The sequence below is a fragment of the Pseudomonas fluorescens genome (genome assembly GCF_041354075.1).
In the GTDB taxonomy this organism is placed as follows: Bacteria; Pseudomonadota; Gammaproteobacteria; order Pseudomonadales; family Pseudomonadaceae; genus Aquipseudomonas; species Aquipseudomonas fluorescens_CE.
The window spans coordinates 156,250-176,115 of record NZ_JARZGC010000006.1 but is presented as its reverse complement, the minus strand read 5'-3'; the positions used below and the strand labels follow the sequence as shown (position 1 = coordinate 176,115).

Sequence of the window (19,866 nt, the reverse complement as noted above, 5' to 3'; positions counted from 1 at the left end):
TGTCATTTGATGCCGCTGGACAGGCTGGGGTGGTCACCATGCCATCACTGTGCCAGTCTTTCGCACTTTGCCAGCGCTCGGCGCACGGTGTTTCTGTCGTCCGATTTCATGAATTGATCGAACGTCGGCCCTTATTCTTCCGGAGAGTGGATGACTCGTCCCTCGATTTTGCTACTGCTGTGTGCTTCGTTGCTGCTGCCGATGCCGGCGGTTGCGCGCCTGGCGGGTCCGTTGCAGGCGGTGCCCGCTGCGAAGGTGCGCGACTTGCAGGAGATTCGCAGCAGCCGGGTACTCAGGGTGCTGGTCAATCAGAGCCGCAACAGCTCCGGTGAGGTCCAGGGCCAGCCGATCGGTGTCGAATACCATCGGTTGCGCGCCTTCGAGCAATACCTCAATGGCCATGCCCGTGATGGTCAGGAAGTGACGCTCAAGATCATTCCCAAAGCCAAGGATCAGTTGCTCGGCGCCTTGCAGCGCGGTGAGGGTGATCTGGTGGCGCCGGGTGAATTGCTGGACCTGCAACCCGGTTATGCGGTCAGCACCAGCGAGCCGATTGCCAGCAATGTCCCGTTGTTGCTGGTCGGCATCAAAGGCGAAAAACGCTACACCCACCTTGAACAGCTGTCGGGCAAGACCCTGGCATTGCCGACCGGCAGTGCCGCCGGTGACGCCATCAGTCAGATCAACCAGAAACTGGCCCTGCACAAACTGCCGCCAGTGAAGGTCGAGTGGGTGGACCCAAGCCTGGCTGTCGAAGATGTGCTGGAGATGGTGCAGGGCGGCATCTTTCACCTGACCATCGTCGAGCAACCGATTGCCGAACGCTGGGGCAAGATCCTGCCCAAGTTGCGCTTTGACCGGCAAGTGCTGATCAGTGAGCCTGGGGAAGAGTTCTGGTTCGTGCGTCGCGACGCCACGATGCTGCGGGCGAGCATCGACCGCTTCCTGGGCGGTTACAAGAAACCCTCGGATCAGGATGCGGCGTTCCTGCGTATCTATCGTCGCCTGTACCAGGTGCATTACCCGTTGGCCAAGGCCGATCGCCAGCGTCTGGAGAAGCTGCGCCCGGTGCTGCAAAAGCACGCCGAAGCACAGGACATGGACTGGCTGAACCTGGCGGCGCTGGCATTCAAGGAGTCCGGCCTGCAACCAAAGGCCCGCAGCGGTGGTGCGCCGACCGGTCTGATGCAGATCACCCCGTCGGCGGCGCAGCGGGTCGGGGTCAGCAATATTCAGGAGGTGGACGGCAATGTTCAGGCCGGTGCCAAGTACCTGGCCATGATCCGTCGCAAGTTCTTCGCCAGCCCCAAACTCAATGAGCGCGAGCGCATGGCGTTCACGTTGGCGGCCTACAACATCGGACCGGAGCGAGTCCAGGGCATGCGCGCCGAAGCGCGGCGACGCGGCTTGAATCCCAATCAGTGGTTCTTCCAGGTCGAGCGCATCGCCATGGAGCAGGTGGGAATGGGTCCCGTCAGCTATGTTAATAGCGTGAACAAGTATTACCTGGCATTCGATCGGGAGAGGGAGTCGTTGGAGCCCCAGGGGCAAAAAGTGGTCTCAAGGAAGTGATCGAATAAACTGATTGTTATTGCGAAAAAATTGCGCTTTTAACATTTGATTTACCGATTAATATAGCGGCCAACCAACACACATAACTCCACAAATGGACGAGACAACATGAGCACACTGATCAACAAGGTACTGTTTACCCGCGCTGGCTACGGCCTGACTGTCCTGCGAATCTTCGTCGGCATCATCTTCGCGGCCCACGGTTCGCAGAAACTCTTCGGCGCCTTCGGTGGCTACGGCCTGGCCGGTACCGCCCAGTACATGGAAAGCATCGGCCTGACACCGGGTTATGTCATGGCAACCCTGGCAGGCGGTACCGAGTTTTTCGCCGGCCTAGCCCTGATCATCGGCTTGCTGGTGCGTCCTGCAGCGCTGGGCCTGACATTCCTCTCGCTGGTCGCGATCTTCAGTGTGCACATCAGCAACGGTCTGTTCATGGCCAACAACGGTTATGAGTTCGCCCTGGCCCTGCTCGGTGGCAGCATCGCGGTACTGATCGAAGGTGCCGGCAAGCTCTCGGTGGACCGCGCCATCGCCGGCTAACCGCTCTGGCTCAAGGGAAAGGCCCGCGTTGCGCGGGCCTTTTTTGTTGCTCGACATTCTTGACACTGTTGTGCCGGCTTCTCTACGATGCTGCCCATGCGCCGATTTAAACAGCTACTTGCGGGGCGCCAGGTGACTGATCCAGTTGCCGACAGAAGCTTGAAACAGGCTTCGAAATACCGCTAAAGCGCTGGTTCGGTGTTGCCTCTCACCTGCCATGCAGACTTTTGAGGCAGAGACACGACACGATGAATGCACTAAGCCCCGTTGTACGCCCCGCGCCGATCACGGCACACCTCACCCAGCGCAATCCAAAAATCCTGCTTGGCGGCAAACATCAGCCGACGCTCCTGCGTTACCTCGATGGCTGGCCACGTCGTACCGGTGGGCCTGCCGCCTTCCTGATCCAGTTTGTCGAAGACGGTGAGTCGCTGGCTCGATTTGCCAGTGACAGTTTCGACCTGGCGGTGATCCAGTCGCCCAGCGCCGAAGAAGCACCGCAAGTGATCAGGCAATTGACCCGCGTCGCCCGGCAAGGGCTGATCACCCGTCGCTGAGTGTCAGGGGTAGTCGATCGCCACGATGTACACGCACTGCTCGCCGGTTGGCGTCTGGACCCGCACTTCGGCGTCCAGCGCCTTGCCGATCAGGGCGCGAGCCAGCGGGGAGTCGATACTGATCAGGCCCGCTTTCAGGTCAAGCTCGTCCGGGCCGACGATGCGATAGCGCGATTCCTTGCCATCCTCGTCTTCGATCGTGACCCAGGCGCCGAAGTAGACTTTATTCGGGTCGCTGGGCTTTTCGCTGACGACTTTGAGTGCCTCCAGGCGCTTGGTCAGAAAGCGCACGCGACTGTCGATTTCGCGCAGCATCTTTTTCCCGTAGGTGTACTCGGCGTTTTCCGAGCGATCACCCTGGGCCGCCGCTTCGCTGACCGATTGCGTCACCTGGGGGCGACGCACGTGCCAGAGCTCATGGAACTCGGCGCGCATCCGCGCTTCACCTTCAGGGGTGATCAGCGCGGTGCCAGCGGTGCGGGGAGGGCGATAACGGCTCATGGCAACTTCTTTTCGTGGGTTTTCTGGAAAGTGCCTGAGTCTATCAACCCTCGCGCAGGACTGTCAGTGGGCTGGCGTTCAAGGCTCGACGCGTGCCGAACACACCGGCACCGCCGATCAGGGCTGCGCCGATCAGGGGCAGCACCAGCAGCCAGGGGTGCGGGTGCCACGGCAGGTCGAACGCGAACCGATAAAGCACCAGGCTCACCAGCTCCGACCCCAGCGCCGCGAGCAAGCCGCTGACGGCGCCGAGCAGGCCGAACTCGATGCGCCGAGCCTTGACCAGCAACTGGCGTTCAGCCCCCAGCGCCCGCAGCAGCGCGCCCTGGCGGATACGTTCATCCAGCGTCGCTTGCAGGCCCGAAAACAGCACCGCCATCCCCGCCGCCAACACAAACAACAGCACGTACTCCACCGCCAGGGTCACCTGGGCGAGGATGCTGCGCAGTTGTTCCAGCAGCGCTTCGACTTGCAGGATGGTCACCGCCGGAAACGCCCGCGACAGATCGACGATCTGCTGGTCGTGACCGGCGGCCAGGTAGAAGCTGGTCAGGTAGGTCGCCGGCAGGTCCTTGAGTGTCCCTGGCTGGAAAATCATGAAGAAGTTCGGCTGGAAGTTGTCCCAATTGATCTCTCGCAGGCTGGTGACCTTCGCTTCGCGGTTGACGCCGCCGACGCTGAACACCATGTGATCGCCCAGTTTCAGCTTCAGGCTCTCGGCAACCTTGCCTTCCACCGATACGCCCGGAATGTCCTGCGGCGCCTGTTCGCGCCACCAGTCGCCGGCGGTGAGTTGATTGCCGGCCGGCAGGTCCGCTGCCCAGGTCAGGCTCAGGTCACGCTGAATCGCCCGATCGCCGGCGGAATCCTTGCTCACGATTTGCTGCACCGGCTCGCCATTGATGCTGATCAGCCGACCCGGCACAACCGGGTACAGCGGCGCTGACTGTGCCGACAATTCGATCAGGCGATCGGTGAAGGCCTGTTTGTCGGCCGGCAGGATATTCAGCGCGAAATAGTTCGGTGCATTTTTGGGCAGCTGGTTTTGCCAAGTATCCAGCAATTCGCCACGCAACAAGGCGATCAGGGCCATGGACAACAGGATCAAGCCGAACGCCAGCGACTGTCCCGCTGCAGCCAGTGGATGACGCAACAGTTGGCCCAGGCCCAGGCGCCACGGCAACGAAGCGCGCGCGAGCATCCGGCGCAGGCTCTTGAGCAGCAGCAAGAGCAAGCCGCCCAGCACCATCGCGGCAATCACGCCGCCGCCGAGCAGGGCAAATGTGAGCAACAGGTCCAGGCTCAGGCGCCACATGATCAACCCGAGCGCGCCCAGGGCCGCGCCATAGACCATCCAACTGCTGGGTGGAATCGGCAGCATGTCGCGCCGCAGTACGCGCAACGGCGGCACGCGACCCAGCGCCGCCAGCGGAGGCAGGGCAAAACCGGCCAGCGCCACCAGCCCGGTGCCGATCCCGGCGATCGCCGGAAACAGGCCGCCTGGAGGCACATCGGTGGGCAGCAGGTCATGTAGCAGCGCGAACAACCCCAGTTGCGCCAGCCAGCCGATCAGGGCGCCGCCGAGGCTGGCCAACAGTCCAAGCACCGTCAGTTGCAGGCTGAACAGCACCAGCGTCTCACGTCGCGACAATCCCAGGCAGCGTAACAATGCGCTGGCGTCGAAGCGGCGGGTGGCGAAGCGTGATGCAGAAAGCGCCACCGCGACACCGGCCAGCAATACGGCGACCAGGCTGGCCATGTTCAGGTAGCGTTCGGCCTTGCCTAGCGCGCCACCGATCTGCTGGTTGCCGTCGCGGGCATCCTGGATGCGCTGGTTGGCAGCGAGGCCGGGTTTGATCAACTGACGGTAGGTTTCCAGGGCTTCGGCCTTGCCCCGCCAGAGTTCGCGATAGCTGACCCGGCTGCCGGGTTGCACCACACCGGTGGCAGCGAGGTCGCTGAGGTTGATCAGCACCCGGGGCGTCAGGCTGTAGAAATTGCCGGCGCGGTCCGGTTCGTAGGTCAGCACCCGTGCCAGTTTCAGGGTGCGCATGCCGACATCGATGCTGTCGCCGATTTTCAGGTCCAGCGCGGTCAGCAATCGGGCCTCGACCCAGGCCTCACCGGGCTTGGGCCCGCCACCGGGCTCTTCCGGCGCAAACGGAGCAGCGGCGCTCTTCAATTCGCCGCGTAGCGGATAGACGTCGTCGGCGGCCTTGATGCTGGACAACTGAATGCCGTTGTCGGTGGCGATGACGCTGGAGAACTCCACCACCTGAGCGTGTTCCAGGCCCAGCTCCGTGCCGCTTTTGATCTGCTCCGGTCGGGCCGGTGAGCTGCCTTCGAGCAACAGGTCGGCGCCGAGAAACTCGGTGGCGCGCAGCAGCATGGCGCCATTCAGGCGCGCGCCGAAGTAACCAATGGCCGTGCTGGCGGCCACTGCGACCACCAAGGCAAAAAACAGCACCCGCAACTCACCGGCGCGGGCATCGCGCAGCAATTGGCGCAGGGCAAGACTGAACAGGCGCAACAGCGGCAGGCGTGCCATCAAGGCTCCAGAGGGGCGACCAGCATGCCCGCTTCAAGACGGATCAGGCGCCGGCAGCGATGTGCCAGGCGTTCGTCGTGTGTCACCAGCACCAGCGTCGTGCCGCTTTCCTTGTTCAATTCGAACAGCAGGTCGCTGATGCGCTCGCCGGTGTGGCTGTCGAGGTTGCCGGTAGGCTCGTCGGCAAACAGCACATCGGGCTCGGCGGCGAACGCGCGGGCAATCGCCACGCGCTGCTGTTCGCCGCCGGAGAGCTGGCGTGGCGAGTGAAGCAGGCGCTGACCGAGTCCCACGCGCTGCAGCAGCTCCGTGGCGCGCTCACGGGCGTCCTTGCGCCCATCGAGTTCCAGCGGCAGCATGACGTTTTCCAGGGCGTTGAGGCTGTCGAGCAACTGGAAGGACTGGAACACGAAACCCACGTGTTCGGCCCGGATGCGTGCCCGTTGATCCTCATCGAGCGTGCTCAGGCCCTGGCCGGCGAGGGTGACTTCACCGCTGCTCGGCAGGTCGAGGCCGGCGAGCAGGCCCAGCAGGGTGGATTTGCCGGAACCGGAAGCGCCGACGATGGCCAGGCTGTCGCCCTTGTTCAGTTCCAGGCTGAGTTCGTGCAGGATAGTCAGTTCACCTTCCGCGCTGGGAACCACTTTGCTGAGGTTCTTCGCGGTGAGAATGCTTGCGCCCATGGAGAATCCGATGCGTGTATGGTTTTTGAGTGCTGGCCTGGCCTTGATGTGCATGGCCCAGAACGCAGCGGCGGGTACAGTCCTGATCGTTGGCGATAGTATCAGCGCCGGTTTCGGCCTGGATACCCGCGTGGGGTGGGTGTCACTGCTCGAGCAACGGCTCAAGCGCGAAGGTTTCGACGACAAGGTGGTCAATGCGTCCATCAGTGGTGATACCAGTGCCGGGGGCCAGGCGCGCCTGCCTGCGCTGCTTGCAGAGCACAAGCCGGAGCTGGTGATCCTCGAGTTGGGCGGCAACGACGGCTTGCGCGGAATGCTGCCAACGCAATTGCAACAAAACCTTGCAGCGATGATCGACAGCTCACGTGCCAGTGGGGCCAAGGTGCTGTTGCTCGGCATGCAGTTGCCACCCAATTATGGTGCGCGCTACACCAAGGCGTTCGCCGAGGTGTACAGCAACGTCGCCGACGAGAAGAAAATCCCTCTGGTGCCGTTTTTTCTCGACGGTGTCGGCGGGCATCCGGACATGATGCAAGCCGATGGACTGCACCCGGCGGCGGGGGCTCAGGACAAGTTGCTGGAAAATGTCTGGCCGACGCTGAAACCGCTGCTTTGACGCTTTTCTAGCGGCGACGTTTCGGCTAATGTGGCGCCCCCGATCTGGAGCCCCCGATGCCGCGTCCCGCCTGGTCACTTTTTGCCTATCAACTGATCGAGCCTGACGAGCAGCTGGATCTGTTCGCCTGCCAGGAAGTGCGGGTGCATCTGGTGACCCGGCAGCTGGAGCTCGGCGGCTCGGCTGATCGAACCTTGTGTGGCAGCCTGTTGCCGGCGCAGCCGCGCTGGTCGAACGTTGACCGCCGGGTGTTCCAGGATCAGCGACTGTGCTCACTGTGCCGGGCGATTCTGGAATCGCAGAAGCGCGGCACTTCGCCGATCTGGCCCGAGCTGCGCTTCGAGCTTTGAAGCACCCGGATGGCGGGCTATCGGCCCACTCCCCGAATTTACGGGCGTCGGTGTACAATCGCGTTTTTGACCCTTGTCGATCATGCGAAGGATTTTCCGGATGTTGCCGCGCTTTCCTGCCGTCACCCGCTGCCTGACACTTGCCGCCCTGTGTGCCGCAGGTCCCGTTGCTGCATTGGAGTTGCCCCTGCCACCGCCTGGTGAAGACATCGTCGGCCAGGTGCAGGTGATCAAGGCCAAGTACGAAGACACCTTCGCCGACCTCGGCACGACCTACGACCTGGGCTACACGGAAATGGTCGCGGCCAACCCGGGCGTCGACCCGTGGTTGCCGGGCGCCGGCACCGAAATCGTGCTGCCGACGCGGTTCATCCTGCCGCCGGGCCCGCGTGAAGGCATCGTCATCAACCTGGCTGAATACCGCCTCTACTATTACCCGAAAGGCCGGAACGTGGTGTACACCTTCCCGCTGGGTATCGGTCGTGAAGGCTGGGGCTCACCGATCGCCCATACCAGCATCATCGCCAAGACCCCCAACCCGACCTGGACGCCGCCGGCGTCGATCAAGGCCGAGCACGCTGCTGACGGCGATCCGTTGCCGAACGTGGTGCCGGCAGGTCCGGACAACCCGCTGGGTCCTTTCAAGTTCACCCTCGGCACACCGGGCTATCTGATTCATGGCTCGAACAAGAAGTTCGGCATCGGCATGCGCACCAGCCACGGCTGCTTCCGCATGTTCAACAACAACGTGCTGGAAATGGCCGGCATGGTGCCTGTGGGCACCTCGGTGCGCATCATCAATGATTCGTACAAGTTCGGCGTCAGTGGCGGCAAGGTCTACCTGGAGGCGCACACGCCGCTGGACGACAAGGGCAACCCGTCGGTGGTCGACAAGCACACGGCCGTGATCAACGCGATGCTCAAGCGCGAAGACATCACCAACAACCTGCGCATGAACTGGGACGTGGTGCGCGATGTGGTGGCTGCCGAAGATGGCCTGCCGGTGGAAATCGCCGTACCCAACACCTCGGCTCCGATGGTCTCGAGTGCTCCGCTCGACCCGCTGCAGTAAGGCTTGAATCGAACCCGCCGACGCCGCTGCGTCGGCGGGTTTTTTATGGCCTGTACAAAATCACCGGCCATAAAAAAGCCGACCCAAAAAATGGGTCGGCTTGATAACAATCCCGAGGGATTATTACTTGCGGCTAGCTTTTTCCAGCATGCGCAGAGCACGCTCGTTAGCTTCGTCAGCAGTCTGTTGTGCTTTTTGAGCAGCAGCCAGAGCTTCATCAGCTTTACGGTACGCTTCGTCTGCACGAGCTTGAGCGCGAGCTGCTGCGTCTTCAGTTGCAGTCAGACGTGCTTCGGTTTCTTTCGATACGCTGCTGCAACCGGTAGCCAGAACTGCGGCCAGAGCCAGAGCAGAGAATTTCAGAACGTTGTTCATCGTGTTCCCCTTCAAGGACTTTCCATTAAGTGGCTGTCTCCTCACAGTGAGGAAAGAGCCGGCGTACATACTACCCATTACTTGTCGTAAGTAAACTGACGTAAAGCAAGAAGCCAAAAAAATTGTAGGCGTTGATTCTTTTTCGAGCAACTTTTACTTGCAATTGCTTAAAAAATATCCAGCCGCAAGGCCCGCGCAGAGCGAGCTGACACGAAAAAGTTCCCGGCGTGAGCGATTGTTTGCAGCGCCTCGAGTAAAGTCTTGCTACATGGATTCGTCTACACTTTCGTTGGGGGTTTGCGCGACGCCTCTCATATCTTTCTCCTAGTTGAGGTGACTTAATAGAGAGACGTTCGTCTTAAGTCTCAACATCCGGCAATGTTCAGGCGATTGACTGCGAGAGATTTTCAGTCGCCACCCCTGCGTAACCTGCGGTCAACCCGGCATGAAGACGAGCGTACCTTGAGCATTTCGGCCAATGGTGCCTACTATTTGATACGTGCTCGGTGTGGCTTTTCTCGGTGTCCATTCAGGCACAGGGTGGCGTAGATGTTCCTTCGCCGGACAAACATCGGTAAGGTAGGGGTCGCAATCAGAGACCCACGAGGAGTAGTGATGAGTGAGGCGTTGTCCATCCACCATGACCAGGCTGGTCATCAGTTCGAGACCAATGTGGACGGTCATCGTGCCTACCTGACCTATATGGACCTGGGGAAACAGACTCTGGATATCTATCGCACCTTCGTGCCCAACGCCTTGCGCGGTCGGGGGATTGCGGCGGCCTTGACCGAAAAGGCCCTGGAGTACGCCGAGCAGATGGGTTACACCGTGATTCCTTCGTGCTCCTACGTGGAGCGCTACATGGAACGCCATCAGCGCCATGCGGCCAAGCTGAGCCAGTAAAACGAATGCATAAAAAAACGCCGGGTCAGCCCGGCGTTTTTGTGTGCGCAGCAAAAGCGATCAGGTGCGTTCGCGTTTTGGCAGCACATCCTTGAGCTTGGCATGCATGCTGCGCAAGGTGTTTTCAGTCGCGGACCAGTCAATGCAGGCATCGGTGATCGACACGCCGTACTGCAGGTCGGCGAGGTCTTTCGGGATCGCCTGGCAGCCCCAGTTCAGGTGACTTTCGACCATCAGGCCGATGATCGACTGGTTGCCTTCGAGGATCTGGTTGGCGACGTTTTCCATCACCAGCGGTTGCAGGGCCGGGTCCTTGTTGGAGTTGGCGTGGCTGCAGTCGACCATGATGTTCGGCTTGATCTTCGCCTTGTTCAGCGCCTGTTCGCACAGGGCAACGCTGACCGAGTCGTAGTTGGGCTTGCCGTTGCCGCCGCGCAGTACCACGTGACCGTAGGCATTGCCCTTGGTCGTGACGATCGACACGCCGCCTTCCTGGTTGATGCCCAGGAACCGGTGCGGGCTGGAAACCGACTGCAGGGCGTTGATGGCAACGGTCAGGCCGCCGTCGGTGCCGTTCTTGAAGCCGACGGCCGAGGACAGGCCGGATGCCATTTCACGGTGAGTCTGGGATTCGGTGGTGCGCGCGCCGATGGCCGACCAGCTGATCAGGTCCTGCAGGTATTGCGGGGAGATCGGGTCGAGGGCTTCGGTGGCCGTCGGCAGGCCCATCTCGGCCAGGTCCAGCAGCAACTGGCGACCGATGTGCAGACCGTCCTGGATCTTGAAGGAGTCGTCCAGGTACGGATCGTTGATCAAGCCTTTCCAGCCGACGGTGGTCCGTGGCTTCTCGAAATACACGCGCATGACCAGATACAGCGTATCGGAGACTTCCGCTGCCAGTACCTTCAGGCGCTCGGCGTATTCGTGGGCGGCCTTGATGTCATGGATCGAGCAAGGCCCGATGACCACGAACAGGCGGTGGTCGGTGCCATCCAGAATGTTGCGAATGACTTCGCGGCCTTTGGTCACGGTGCGCAGGGCAGCGTCGCTCAGAGGGATGTCACGCTTGAGCTGATCAGGGGTGATCAGCGTCTCGTTGGAAGAGACGTTCAGGTCGTTGATCGGTAAATCAGCCATCGTTTACTCGTCAGGTCACGGGTGCCGGCCGCCAGCGAACCCGCGCGGCGGAGCACAGCAAATTAAGCGCGTCGGGGAGCGGAACCTTAGCGCGTTACACCGTGGCTAGACAATGGGCAGACGCCGGTTTAACGGGCATTCTCAAGCAATTGACCCCCTCTCAATCCACAACCGCCTGCGCGAATGCCCGGTTGACCGAGTCGTGGGAGAACTCGTCGGCGTGCTGTTGCACCCATTCCAGCGCGAGCGCCTGGGTTTCCTGCAGGTCGTCATGGGCATCGTGCAGGCGGCAGTAACGTTCGATCTGACACACCTGCTCACCCATTCGGGCGGTGAACATCATCTGCTCGTCGACGAAGGCGATGCCCACCAGGTAACCACGCTTGCGGCGCAGGCACCAGGCCACATAACCGAGGTAGCGCAGATCCGGGCTCAAGGTCGGCATGCGCACTTCCAGCGCCGTGCCGTGACGCCAGGCGCGGTGATAATTGCAAGCCATGCCGCCGAGGCTGATAGTGTGCAACTGCTGCCGCGAAATGCATTCGGGTTTGAGCAGCGTCAATTCCACGGGTACATCGTCAGGATGAGGAATAAAGCGTCCCATGAGCACGGACTCCATGTGTCGGCCATCTGACATTATTTCCCCCAGTATAGTGGCCGAATTAGACTTGACCGATTTCGACGCCGACCAGCGGTTGCTGGCGATGAGCGGGGTGTCGCTGGTGGTTTTTACCAGCGTTGGCTGCGCCAGCTGTCGTTTCGCCCGCGAGCAATTGCCCAGGCTTGATCTGCAGGTCGATCGGCTGTGCTGGATCGATGCCGGGAACAACGGCGGGGTGGTCGAGCGTTATCAGGTGTTTCATTTGCCGGCGCTGTTTGTGGTGCGCGACGGCGAGTTTTTCGGCGCATTGAAGTCGCGCCTGACCGCTGGCGAGCTGAATCGGGCCGTGGCTCAGGCGTTGCGCAAAACAGCAGAGGAATTGCCATGACAGGAACAGTCGCAAAACCCACCATCGGGATCATCGGCACCGGCGCCATCGGTGGCTTCTACGGAATCATGCTGGCGCGGGCCGGATTCGACGTGCACTTCCTGTTGCGCAGCGAATTTTCTGCGGTAGCCGAGCGCGGGTTGCAACTCGACAGCGCTGTGCACGGTGCGCTGGCCTTGAATCCGGTGCAGACCTATTCGGCTGCCGAAGACATGCCGCCCTGCGACTGGTTGCTGGTCGGCGCGAAAACCACCAGCAATGCTGAATTGGTGCCGGCCATTGTCCGGGCCGCGGCGCCGGGCGCCCGGGTGCTGCTGTTGCAGAATGGCCTGGACGTCGAGGACAGCCTGCGCCCGTTGTTGCCTGATTCACTGCATCTCCTGGGCGGGCTCTGCTATATCTGTGTCCATCGTGCCGGACCAGGGCTGATCACCCACCAGGCCCTCGGCAAGGTGCAGGTGGGCTATCACAGTGGTCCGGCCGCCGGGGAGCAGGCGCGTACGTCAATTGCCGACGAGGGTGCGCGCCTGTTCCAGGTGGCCGGTATCGAGGCCAACAGCCTGCCCGACGTGCGTGAAGCGCGCTGGCAAAAGCTGGTCTGGAACATTCCCTACAACGGTCTGTCGGTGCTGCTCGGGGCGAGCACTGCGCCGTTGATGGCCGATGCCGACAGCCGTGAACTGATCAAGGTGCTGATGGCCGAGGTGGTTCAAGGGGCCGTTGCCTGCGGGCACCAGGTTGCGCCGGGGTATGCGCAGACGCTGTTCGCGATGACCGAAAAGATGCCGGATTACTGGCCGAGCATGTATCACGACTTTCTGGGCAAGCGACCGCTGGAACTGGCGGCGATCTACGCCCGGCCCCTGGCGGCGGCCAAGGCGGCAGGTTGCGACATGCCGCGAGTCGAGGCGCTGTACCGCAGTCTGAGTTTCATCGATCGACGCAACGCTTGAGTCGATCATCCGAGGGGGGAAGGGCATGGCCAAGACGATTGACGACAAGCTGGTGCTGGCGATTTCCTCGCGCGCGCTGTTCGACCTGAGCGAGAGCCACAAGGTTTATCTGTCGAGTGGCGTCGAGGCTTACCGGCAATATCAGATCGAACACGAGGATGAAATACTCGAGCCCGGGGATGCTTTCCCGCTGGTTCAGAAACTGCTCAACCTCAATGCGAGCCTGGGTCGCGCCCGGGTCGAGGTGGTTCTGGTGTCGCGCAACAGTGCCGACACCGGGCTGCGGGTGTTCAACTCGATCCATCATTACGGGCTGGCGATCTCCCGGGCGGCGTTCGTAGGCGGGCGCAGTCCTTATCCGTATCTCAAGGCTTTCGGTTGCGACCTGTTCCTGTCGACCCATGCCGAAGACGTGCGCAGTGCACTGGACGCCGGGTTCGCGGCGGCGACCATTCTGGCGGGCGGCGCCAGTCGCGCTGCCAGCGATGAATTGCGCATCGCCTTCGATGGCGATGCCGTGCTGTTTTCCGACGAATCGGAGCGCATCTACCAGGCGGGCGGCCTGGAAGCGTTTCAGGCCAGTGAGCGCGAAAGCGCGCGCGAACCGTTGCGCGGCGGCCCGTTCAAAGGCTTTCTCGCCGCGCTCAACCTGTTGCAGCGCGAGTTTGCCGACGATGCCTGCCCGATCCGTACCGCGCTGGTGACGGCACGTTCCGCACCGGCCCATGAGCGGGTGATCCGCACCTTGCGCGAGTGGGACATTCGCCTCGACGAATCGTTGTTCCTGGGTGGCCTGACCAAATCGGCATTCCTCGAAGCCTTCGCCGCCGACGTTTTTTTCGACGATCAGGCCGGCCACTGCGAGCTGGCCCGCGAGGTGGTCGCCACCGGGCATGTGCCGCATGGCATAAGCAACGAGCAAAAAGTTTAAGCCGGTGGTTCAACACGTTACGCGGGACGTCGTACTCGCCAACGCGCTGCTAAGCTGAATCAATCTCCGCCACGTTGGCATTGCGAGGAGATCCTATGATTCGTTCGATGCTGTACGCCACCGACCTCGGCCTGTACGCACCTCTGGTGATGCAGCATGCCCTGGCCCTGGCTCGAACCTTCAATGCGGACTTGTATGTGGTACACGCTGTTGAACCCATGGGGCTGTTTGCCGAATCGGTGCTGCAGAGCTATCTCGATGAGCGGGCATTGAACGAGTTTCACAGTCAGGGCCTGAATACTGTCATCGCCAATATCGAGCGGCGCGTTCTCGACAATTTTCGTGAAGAACTGGGAGGTGAAGGAGAGCAGGACCTGGAGAGAATTCAGGCGGTGCGGGTGCTTCAGGGCGATCCGTCGCAGGTCATTCTCGATCAGGCACAGAAACTCTCCGTGGATTTGTTGATCGTAGGCAGTCATAGCCATGGTGCTGGCGCGGAAACGCCTTTGGGCAGGACCGCAGCGCGGGTATTGCAGTTGGCTCGGGTCCCGGTCTATCTGGTGCCGCTGGTGGAACGGCGGCGCCAAGGGGATCGCTAGAACACGAATAACGTCAATTCGATAAAAAAGTTCTAGATTTATTCTTCAAACCATTAATATAGTTATATACCGTCGCTGATGCCCGTGGCGTCTACCTGCTTTGAGGGATTCATATGAAGCTTCAACAACTGCGCTACATCTGGGAAGTGGCGCACCACGACCTCAACGTTTCGGCTACCGCCCAAAGCCTGTACACCTCGCAACCGGGTATCAGCAAACAGATCCGCCTGCTGGAAGACGAATTGGGCGTCGAGGTGTTCGCGCGCAGTGGCAAGCACCTGACACGCGTCACGCCGGCCGGCGAGCGCATCATCACCACGGCCGGCGAAATCCTGCGCAAGGTCGAAAGCATCAAACAGATCGCCCAGGAATTCTCCAACGAGAAGAAAGGCACCCTGTCGATCGCCACCACCCACACCCAGGCGCGTTATGCCTTGCCCCCGGTGATCAGCAATTTCATCAAGCAATACCCGGAAGTGGCCCTGCACATGCACCAGGGTTCGCCGATGCAGATCGCCGAAATGGCCGCTGACGGCACTGTCGATTTCGCCATTGCCACCGAGGCGCTGGAGCTGTTCGGCGACCTGGTGATGATGCCGTGCTACCGCTGGAACCGTTGTGTGGTCGTGCCCCAGGGCCACCCGCTGACCAAGCTGTCGAAGCTGACCCTGGAAGCCCTCGCCGAATACCCGATCGTCACCTACGTGTTCGGTTTCACCGGCCGTTCAAAACTCGACGAAGCGTTCAGTCATCGTGGCCTCACGCCGAAAGTGGTGTTCACCGCCGCCGACGCCGACGTGATCAAGACTTACGTGCGCCTGGGCCTGGGGGTCGGCATCGTGGCGAAAATGGCGGTCGATACCAAGCTCGATAACGACCTGGTGGTGCTCGACGCCAGCGAGTTGTTCGAGTCCAGCATCACCAAGATCGGTTTCCGTCGCGGCACTTTCCTGCGGGGGTTCATGTGCGACTTCATCGAGAAGTTCGCCCCGCACCTGACCCGGGAAGTCATGGCCAAGGCCATTCAGTGCCACAACAAACAGGAACTGGAAGAGCTGTTCGACGGTGTCGAACTGCCGGTTCATTAATCCTGCTACAAGACCTCGGTGACAGAGAACTGTTGCCGAGTGCCCGCCACCACAATCTCCACCTCGTCCCCTTCGAACTTGCCCAGCAGGCTTTTGCCCAGCGGCGAGCGGGGGGTGATGACGGTGATCGACTGCCCCACCAGGTCGACTTTCAGTCCCGCCGCATCGGGGGCCAGGAACAGCCATTGTTCGCGGCCGTTCTCGTCTTCCAGACCGAGCAGGGCACCGATCTCGATGCCCCGCCGATCGTCATAGGGGCGCGGCGTCAGGTTCTGGCACAGGGTCAGTGACTGCCTGATTTCCTCCATTCGCCGGGCTTGTCCGGTCGCCAGGTAGGAAGCCTCCAGCCCCAGGGTGTCATATTTGTTTTCGGCGACGTTCTCTTCGTGGGTGGCGGTTTCATAGGCGGTTTGCGCAGCGCGCTCGGCCACGTCGAGATCGATTCGCAGCTTGTCGACAATCAGTTGGTGGACAGTCTTCTTGTTCATGATCAATCGCAGAATTGAAGGACGTTGGCGCGGCTTTTTTCGTTCGGTACAGTCCGGTCCTGTTGCAGCCAGAACTGGCATTTCGGATTCGACAGGTTGCGGTTACCGCTGCGCGCCTGGTCCAGGCGTTGTGCCTGCTCGTTCTTGCGCAGGTTTTCTTCGTACTGTTCGAACTGTGGGCTCGGCGGCGGGAGGTCGGGCACCGGTCGCACCACCGGGGGGTTGGCCAGTTGCTGCACCGCCTGAGCCACCGGGGCCAGTTGTTCACTGAACAGCAAGCGCGAGGCGAGCCAGCAGGTCAATGCGATCGCAACGAAACCCAGCCACAGGCCCAGGGCTATGCTGCCGATCAGTTGCAGGGCGTTGAGCTGAATCGGCAAGGTCCGGCGCGGGGTGGGGCGATAGGGCATGACTGCCTCCTGGCGGGTGGTCGCGGGCGAGTGGCGATTGTCGCATGAAGATTAATCGCCGTCGGCTCTTCTGCACGGGGTAATTTATGCGGACAATCGGCGCCTTTGCCAACGGGAACCTGGAATGCCTGAAATGAAAACCCGCTGGGATATTTTTTGCACCGTGGTCGACAACTTTGGCGACATCGGTGTGACCTGGCGCCTGGCCCGTCAGTTGGTGGCCGAGCATTCGCTGGCGGTGCGGTTATGGGTTGACGACCTGCGCGCCTTCGAACGCCTGTGCCCGGAGATCGACATCGATGCCTCGCAGCAATGGCAGCAAGGTGTCGACGTGCGCCATTGGCCGGCCGACTGGCTGCCCAGCGACGCTGCGGACGTGGTGATTGCCGCCTTTGCCTGCCAGCTGCCGGGCGCCTGCATGGACGCCATGGCTGCGCGCGACACGCCGCCGTTGTGGATGAACCTCGATTACCTGAGCGCCGAAGACTGGGTCATCGGCTGCCACGGCTTGCCGTCGGTCAAGTACAAAAGCGTGCAGAAATACTTTTTCTTCCCGGGGTTTCGGGAGGGCACCGGTGGCTTGCTGCGTGAAAGGGAATTGCTGGATCGACGTCGGAAATTTCAGCAAAGCCCCGAGGCTCAGCGAGAGTTCCTGCAAGGGCTGGGCATTGATCCTGCGCCAGACGCGCTGTTGATCTCACTGTTTGCCTATGAAAATACCGGCCTCGCCAGTTGGCTGGATGTATTGGCAAGGGATTCGCGGCCCACGCATCTGCTGGTGCCGGAGGGGCGGATTCTCGGCGATGTCGAGCGCTGGCTGGGCGTCGAGGGCTTGGCAGCAGGAGCCGTGCATGTGCGCGATGCCCTGACCGTGCAGGTCTTGCCGTTCGTCCACCAGGATCAATACGACCGGCTGCTGTGGAGTTGCGCGTTCAATGCCGTGCGTGGCGAGGATTCGTTCGTGCGTGCGCAATGGGCCGGGCGACCGCTGCTGTGGCACATCTATCGGCAGGACGAAGACATTCATCTGGACAAGCTCGAAGCGTTCCTGACGCTGTACACCGAGGGACTTTCCGTGCCGGCGCGCGAAGCGATCAGCGGACTTTGGCGGGCCTGGAACAACGGCGATCCGGTTGCCGATCAATGGCTGGCGGCCCGTAAACACTGGCCAGCACTGCAAAAACACGCCGACGCATGGTGTCTGGAACAGGCCTCGCGGGCGGATCTTGCCACGGCGCTGGTACAGTTTTACCGAAATTGGCTATGATACGCGGCCTAGATTTTAGTAACTCCCATCCAAATTCGGATATTCGCAATGAAAACTGGTAAAGAACTCAAACCCGGTACCGTGATCCGTATCGATAACGACCCTTGGCTGGTTCAGAAAGCTGAATTCACCAAGTCGGGCCGTAACAGCGCGATCATGAAGACCAAGCTGAAAAACCTGCTGACCGGTTACAAGACCGAAACCGTTTACGGTGCGGACGACAAACTGGACGACGTGATCCTGGACCGCAAAGAAGCGACCCTGTCGTTCATCAGCGGTGACACTTACACGTTCATGGACACCACCGACTACACCATGTACGAGCTGAACGCCGAAGACATCGAAAGCGTTCTGCCATTCGTGGAAGAAGGCATGACCGACGTTTGCGAAGCCGTGTTCTTCGAAGAGCGCCTGGTTTCCGTAGAGCTGCCGACCACTATCGTGCGTCAGGTTGACTACACCGAAGGTTCCGCCCGTGGCGACACCTCCGGCAAGGTGATGAAGCCTGCCAAGCTGAAGAACGGTACCGAGCTGTCGGTTGCTGACTTCATCGAAATCGGCGACATGATCGAGATCGACACCCGCGAAGGTGGTTCCTACAAGGGCCGTGCTAAATAAGCACCGCTTCAGGAATGAAAAAGCCCGACCATCGAGTCGGGCTTTTTTGTGTCTGCTGTTTCGGTTTGAGCCCTGTGGGAGCGAGCAGGCTCGTTCCCACATTGAAAGCGCTTCACTTCTTCAGGTGTTGTTTCAGCTCTTCGGAAGCTTGCAACATCGCCGAACGCACTGCCGGTACCTGGCTGACCACGTTGAGCAAACCGTAGTCGTGGATCAGGCCGTTGTAGCGAACCGAAGTCACCGGCACGCCGGCTTCGTCGAGTTTGCGGGCATAGGCCTCACCTTCGTCGCGCAACACATCGGCACCGGCTGTCTGCACCAGGGCTGGTGGCAGGCCTTTGAGCTGCGCGGTAGTGGCCCGCAGCGGCGAGGCGTAGATCTCGTTGCGTTGCTTGGCGTCGGTGGTGTAGTTGTCCCAGAACCACTTCATCATGTTGCGGGTGAGGAAGTGACCTTCGGCATACTGGTTGTAGGAACCGGTGTCGAAGTTGGCGTCAGTCACCGGCCACAGCAGCACCTGGAACTTGATCGCCGGCGTGCCCTTGTCCTTGGCCATCAGCGCAACCACGGCCGCCATGTTGCCGCCGACACTGTTGCCGGCCACGGCCAGGCGCTTGCCGTCGACGTTGATTTCCTTGCCGTGCTCGGCCACCCAGCGGGTTGCAGCGTAAGCCTGGTTGATGGCAACCGGGTAATGCGCTTCCGGTGACGGGGTGTAGTTGACGAACACCGCTGCCGCCCCCGAGCCCGCTACCAGGTCACGAACCAACCGTTCGTGCGTCGGGTAATCCCCCAGCACCCAGCCGCCGCCGTGGAAGAACATGAACACCGGCAGCTCGCCTTTGACACCGGCCGGCCGGACGATGGTCAGGCTGATCGGTTGGCCGTCGACTTGAATGGTCTTCTGGCTGACATCGGCTTTTGGCAGCGTCAGCTTCACCCCAGCCTGGGCGCCCACCAGCACGGCGCGGGCTTCCTGGGGTGTCATCTGCTCCATCGGCTTGCCGGTGCCGGCGTTCAACACATCGAGAAATGCCTGGGTGTTGTGTTCAACGTCGCCGGCGAATGCGCTGTGCACGGACAGAGCGAGAAGGGTACCGGTCAAGACTTTGCTGAAAGTGTTCATGTTCGTTTCCTGTTCGGGCCGGGTGGTCGGAGTTTAGACAGTCACGTGCAGACGCACGTCAACGTTGCCACGGGTGGCGTTGGAGTACGGGCAGACCTGGTGAGCGGCGTCGACCAGCGATTGCGCGTCGGCTTGTTCCAGGCCCGGCAGGCTGATGTGCAGGTCGATGTCCAGACCGAAGCCGCCAGGGATCTGGCCGATACCGACGTGGGCAGTGATCGAGGCGTCGGCAGGGATGCTGCGTTTGGTCTGGCTGGCGACGAACTTCAGGGCGCCGATGAAGCAGGCCGAGTAACCGGCGGCGAACAGTTGCTCAGGGTTGGTGGCCGCACCGCCAGCACCGCCGAGTTCTTTCGGGGTGGCGAGTTTGACGTCGAGGATGTTGTCGCTGGAAACCGCACGACCGTCACGGCCGCCAGTGGAGGTTGCGATTGCGGTGTAGAGAGTTTGCATGATGTGAGCCTCGTTCGATGTTTGAGTTCTTTGCGCTAAATGTTTGCGCGTTAAGTAAGTGCGAGATGAATGTATCGCGCTAATAGT

Annotated in this window: 24 protein-coding genes; 14 read left to right on the top strand and 10 right to left on the bottom strand. The window is 61.1% G+C overall.

Going from position 1 to position 19,866, the window contains the following annotated elements:
* Positions 1-150 precede the first annotated feature (150 nt).
* From QIW53_RS10255 to QIW53_RS10245, 3 genes are all read left to right on the top strand, one after another.
* The gene (locus QIW53_RS10255; protein ID WP_371049538.1) at positions 151-1,572 is read left to right on the top strand and encodes a transglycosylase SLT domain-containing protein; all 1,422 of its coding nucleotides are present in this window, start codon (positions 151-153) and stop codon (positions 1,570-1,572) included.
* A 108-nt stretch (positions 1,573-1,680) separates the two neighbouring features.
* Complete coding sequence (locus tag QIW53_RS10250) at positions 1,681-2,115, top strand: DoxX family protein (RefSeq protein ID WP_192304394.1); 435 nt, start codon at positions 1,681-1,683, stop codon at positions 2,113-2,115.
* A gap of 248 nt (positions 2,116-2,363) precedes the next feature.
* Positions 2,364-2,672, top strand: coding sequence for a class I SAM-dependent methyltransferase (locus QIW53_RS10245; RefSeq protein WP_371049537.1), 309 nt, complete (start codon positions 2,364-2,366; stop codon positions 2,670-2,672).
* A gap of 3 nt (positions 2,673-2,675) precedes the next feature.
* Here QIW53_RS10245 and greB read toward each other — a convergent pair whose 3' ends face one another.
* The 3 genes from greB to QIW53_RS10230 are packed head-to-tail and all read right to left on the bottom strand — an operon-like array spanning position 2,676 to position 6,404.
* Entirely contained in the window at positions 2,676-3,173 is a 498-nt protein-coding gene (greB, locus tag QIW53_RS10240; RefSeq protein ID WP_371049536.1) for a transcription elongation factor GreB, read from the bottom strand.
* A gap of 43 nt (positions 3,174-3,216) precedes the next feature.
* Positions 3,217-5,721, bottom strand: coding sequence for an ABC transporter permease (locus QIW53_RS10235; RefSeq protein WP_371049535.1), 2,505 nt, complete (start codon positions 5,719-5,721; stop codon positions 3,217-3,219).
* On the bottom strand, positions 5,721-6,404 hold the full coding sequence (locus tag QIW53_RS10230; RefSeq protein WP_371049534.1) for an ABC transporter ATP-binding protein: 684 nt from the start codon (positions 6,402-6,404) through the stop codon (positions 5,721-5,723). The genes QIW53_RS10235 and QIW53_RS10230 overlap by 1 nt, the downstream gene beginning before the upstream one ends.
* A 10-nt stretch (positions 6,405-6,414) precedes the next feature.
* On the opposite strand from QIW53_RS10230, the gene QIW53_RS10225 reads away from it, so the two are divergent.
* The 3 genes from QIW53_RS10225 (at position 6,415) to QIW53_RS10215 (ending at position 8,442) form a co-directional block, all read left to right on the top strand.
* Positions 6,415-7,020 (top strand): arylesterase, encoded by a 606-nt coding sequence (locus QIW53_RS10225; RefSeq protein WP_192304387.1) that lies wholly within the window; start codon positions 6,415-6,417, stop codon positions 7,018-7,020.
* Positions 7,021-7,076: 56 nt separating this feature from the next.
* A complete protein-coding gene (locus QIW53_RS10220; RefSeq protein WP_039759936.1) occupies positions 7,077-7,370 on the top strand; it encodes a hypothetical protein in 294 nt (97 codons plus the stop codon).
* A 100-nt stretch (positions 7,371-7,470) separates the two neighbouring features.
* Entirely contained in the window at positions 7,471-8,442 is a 972-nt protein-coding gene (locus QIW53_RS10215; protein WP_371049533.1) for a L,D-transpeptidase family protein, read from the top strand.
* Between the two features lie 123 nt (positions 8,443-8,565).
* Here QIW53_RS10215 and oprI read toward each other — a convergent pair whose 3' ends face one another.
* Entirely contained in the window at positions 8,566-8,817 is a 252-nt protein-coding gene (gene oprI / locus QIW53_RS10210) for an outer membrane lipoprotei OprI (protein ID WP_003448337.1), read from the bottom strand.
* Positions 8,818-9,432: 615 nt separating this feature from the next.
* On the opposite strand from oprI, the gene QIW53_RS10205 reads away from it, so the two are divergent.
* Complete coding sequence (locus tag QIW53_RS10205; RefSeq protein ID WP_368559053.1) at positions 9,433-9,720, top strand: GNAT family N-acetyltransferase; 288 nt, start codon at positions 9,433-9,435, stop codon at positions 9,718-9,720.
* 60 nt (positions 9,721-9,780) lie between these two features.
* On the opposite strand, the gene QIW53_RS10200 is transcribed toward QIW53_RS10205, so the two are convergent.
* Together QIW53_RS10200 and QIW53_RS10195 are read right to left on the bottom strand one after the other, a co-directional pair.
* A complete protein-coding gene (locus QIW53_RS10200; protein WP_192304383.1) occupies positions 9,781-10,857 on the bottom strand; it encodes a 3-deoxy-7-phosphoheptulonate synthase in 1,077 nt (358 codons plus the stop codon).
* A 160-nt stretch (positions 10,858-11,017) separates the two neighbouring features.
* Positions 11,018-11,461 (bottom strand): PilZ domain-containing protein, encoded by a 444-nt coding sequence (locus QIW53_RS10195; RefSeq protein ID WP_371049532.1) that lies wholly within the window; start codon positions 11,459-11,461, stop codon positions 11,018-11,020.
* Between QIW53_RS10195 and QIW53_RS10190 the strand changes: the two genes are divergently transcribed.
* From QIW53_RS10190 to cysB, 5 genes are all read left to right on the top strand, one after another.
* Positions 11,460-11,846 carry a thioredoxin family protein gene (locus QIW53_RS10190; RefSeq protein ID WP_371049531.1) on the top strand — a complete coding sequence of 129 codons (387 nt, stop codon included), beginning with the start codon at positions 11,460-11,462 and terminating at the stop codon, positions 11,844-11,846. The genes QIW53_RS10195 and QIW53_RS10190 overlap by 2 nt on opposite strands.
* Positions 11,843-12,799 (top strand): putative 2-dehydropantoate 2-reductase, encoded by a 957-nt coding sequence (locus QIW53_RS10185; RefSeq protein WP_371049530.1) that lies wholly within the window; start codon positions 11,843-11,845, stop codon positions 12,797-12,799. The genes QIW53_RS10190 and QIW53_RS10185 overlap by 4 nt, the downstream gene beginning before the upstream one ends.
* A gap of 25 nt (positions 12,800-12,824) precedes the next feature.
* Positions 12,825-13,730, top strand: coding sequence for a 5'-nucleotidase (locus QIW53_RS10180; RefSeq protein WP_371049529.1), 906 nt, complete (start codon positions 12,825-12,827; stop codon positions 13,728-13,730).
* 95 nt (positions 13,731-13,825) lie between these two features.
* Positions 13,826-14,329, top strand: coding sequence for a universal stress protein (locus QIW53_RS10175; RefSeq protein ID WP_371049528.1), 504 nt, complete (start codon positions 13,826-13,828; stop codon positions 14,327-14,329).
* A 113-nt stretch (positions 14,330-14,442) separates the two neighbouring features.
* Positions 14,443-15,417: an HTH-type transcriptional regulator CysB gene (gene cysB / locus QIW53_RS10170; RefSeq protein WP_371049527.1), complete on the top strand. Its 975-nt coding sequence runs from the start codon at positions 14,443-14,445 to the stop codon at positions 15,415-15,417.
* A 5-nt stretch (positions 15,418-15,422) separates the two neighbouring features.
* On the opposite strand, the gene QIW53_RS10165 is transcribed toward cysB, so the two are convergent.
* Both QIW53_RS10165 and QIW53_RS10160 read right to left on the bottom strand, forming a co-directional pair.
* The gene (locus QIW53_RS10165) at positions 15,423-15,905 is read right to left on the bottom strand and encodes a GreA/GreB family elongation factor (RefSeq protein ID WP_371049526.1); all 483 of its coding nucleotides are present in this window, start codon (positions 15,903-15,905) and stop codon (positions 15,423-15,425) included.
* A 2-nt stretch (positions 15,906-15,907) separates the two neighbouring features.
* Positions 15,908-16,315, bottom strand: a complete 408-nt coding sequence (locus QIW53_RS10160) for a hypothetical protein (RefSeq protein ID WP_371049525.1) — start codon at positions 16,313-16,315, stop codon at positions 15,908-15,910.
* 124 nt (positions 16,316-16,439) lie between these two features.
* On the opposite strand from QIW53_RS10160, the gene earP reads away from it, so the two are divergent.
* Both earP and QIW53_RS10150 read left to right on the top strand, forming a co-directional pair.
* Entirely contained in the window at positions 16,440-17,582 is a 1,143-nt protein-coding gene (gene earP / locus QIW53_RS10155) for an elongation factor P maturation arginine rhamnosyltransferase EarP (protein ID WP_371049524.1), read from the top strand.
* Between the two features lie 48 nt (positions 17,583-17,630).
* Complete coding sequence (locus QIW53_RS10150) at positions 17,631-18,200, top strand: elongation factor P (protein WP_003226785.1); 570 nt, start codon at positions 17,631-17,633, stop codon at positions 18,198-18,200.
* Between the two features lie 112 nt (positions 18,201-18,312).
* On the opposite strand, the gene QIW53_RS10145 is transcribed toward QIW53_RS10150, so the two are convergent.
* Positions 18,313-19,326 carry an alpha/beta hydrolase fold domain-containing protein gene (locus QIW53_RS10145; RefSeq protein ID WP_371049523.1) on the bottom strand — a complete coding sequence of 338 codons (1,014 nt, stop codon included), beginning with the start codon at positions 19,324-19,326 and terminating at the stop codon, positions 18,313-18,315.
* A 33-nt stretch (positions 19,327-19,359) separates the two neighbouring features.
* Positions 19,360-19,779, bottom strand: a complete 420-nt coding sequence (locus tag QIW53_RS10140; RefSeq protein WP_192304361.1) for an organic hydroperoxide resistance protein — start codon at positions 19,777-19,779, stop codon at positions 19,360-19,362.
* Between the last annotated feature and the right edge of the window lie 87 nt (positions 19,780-19,866).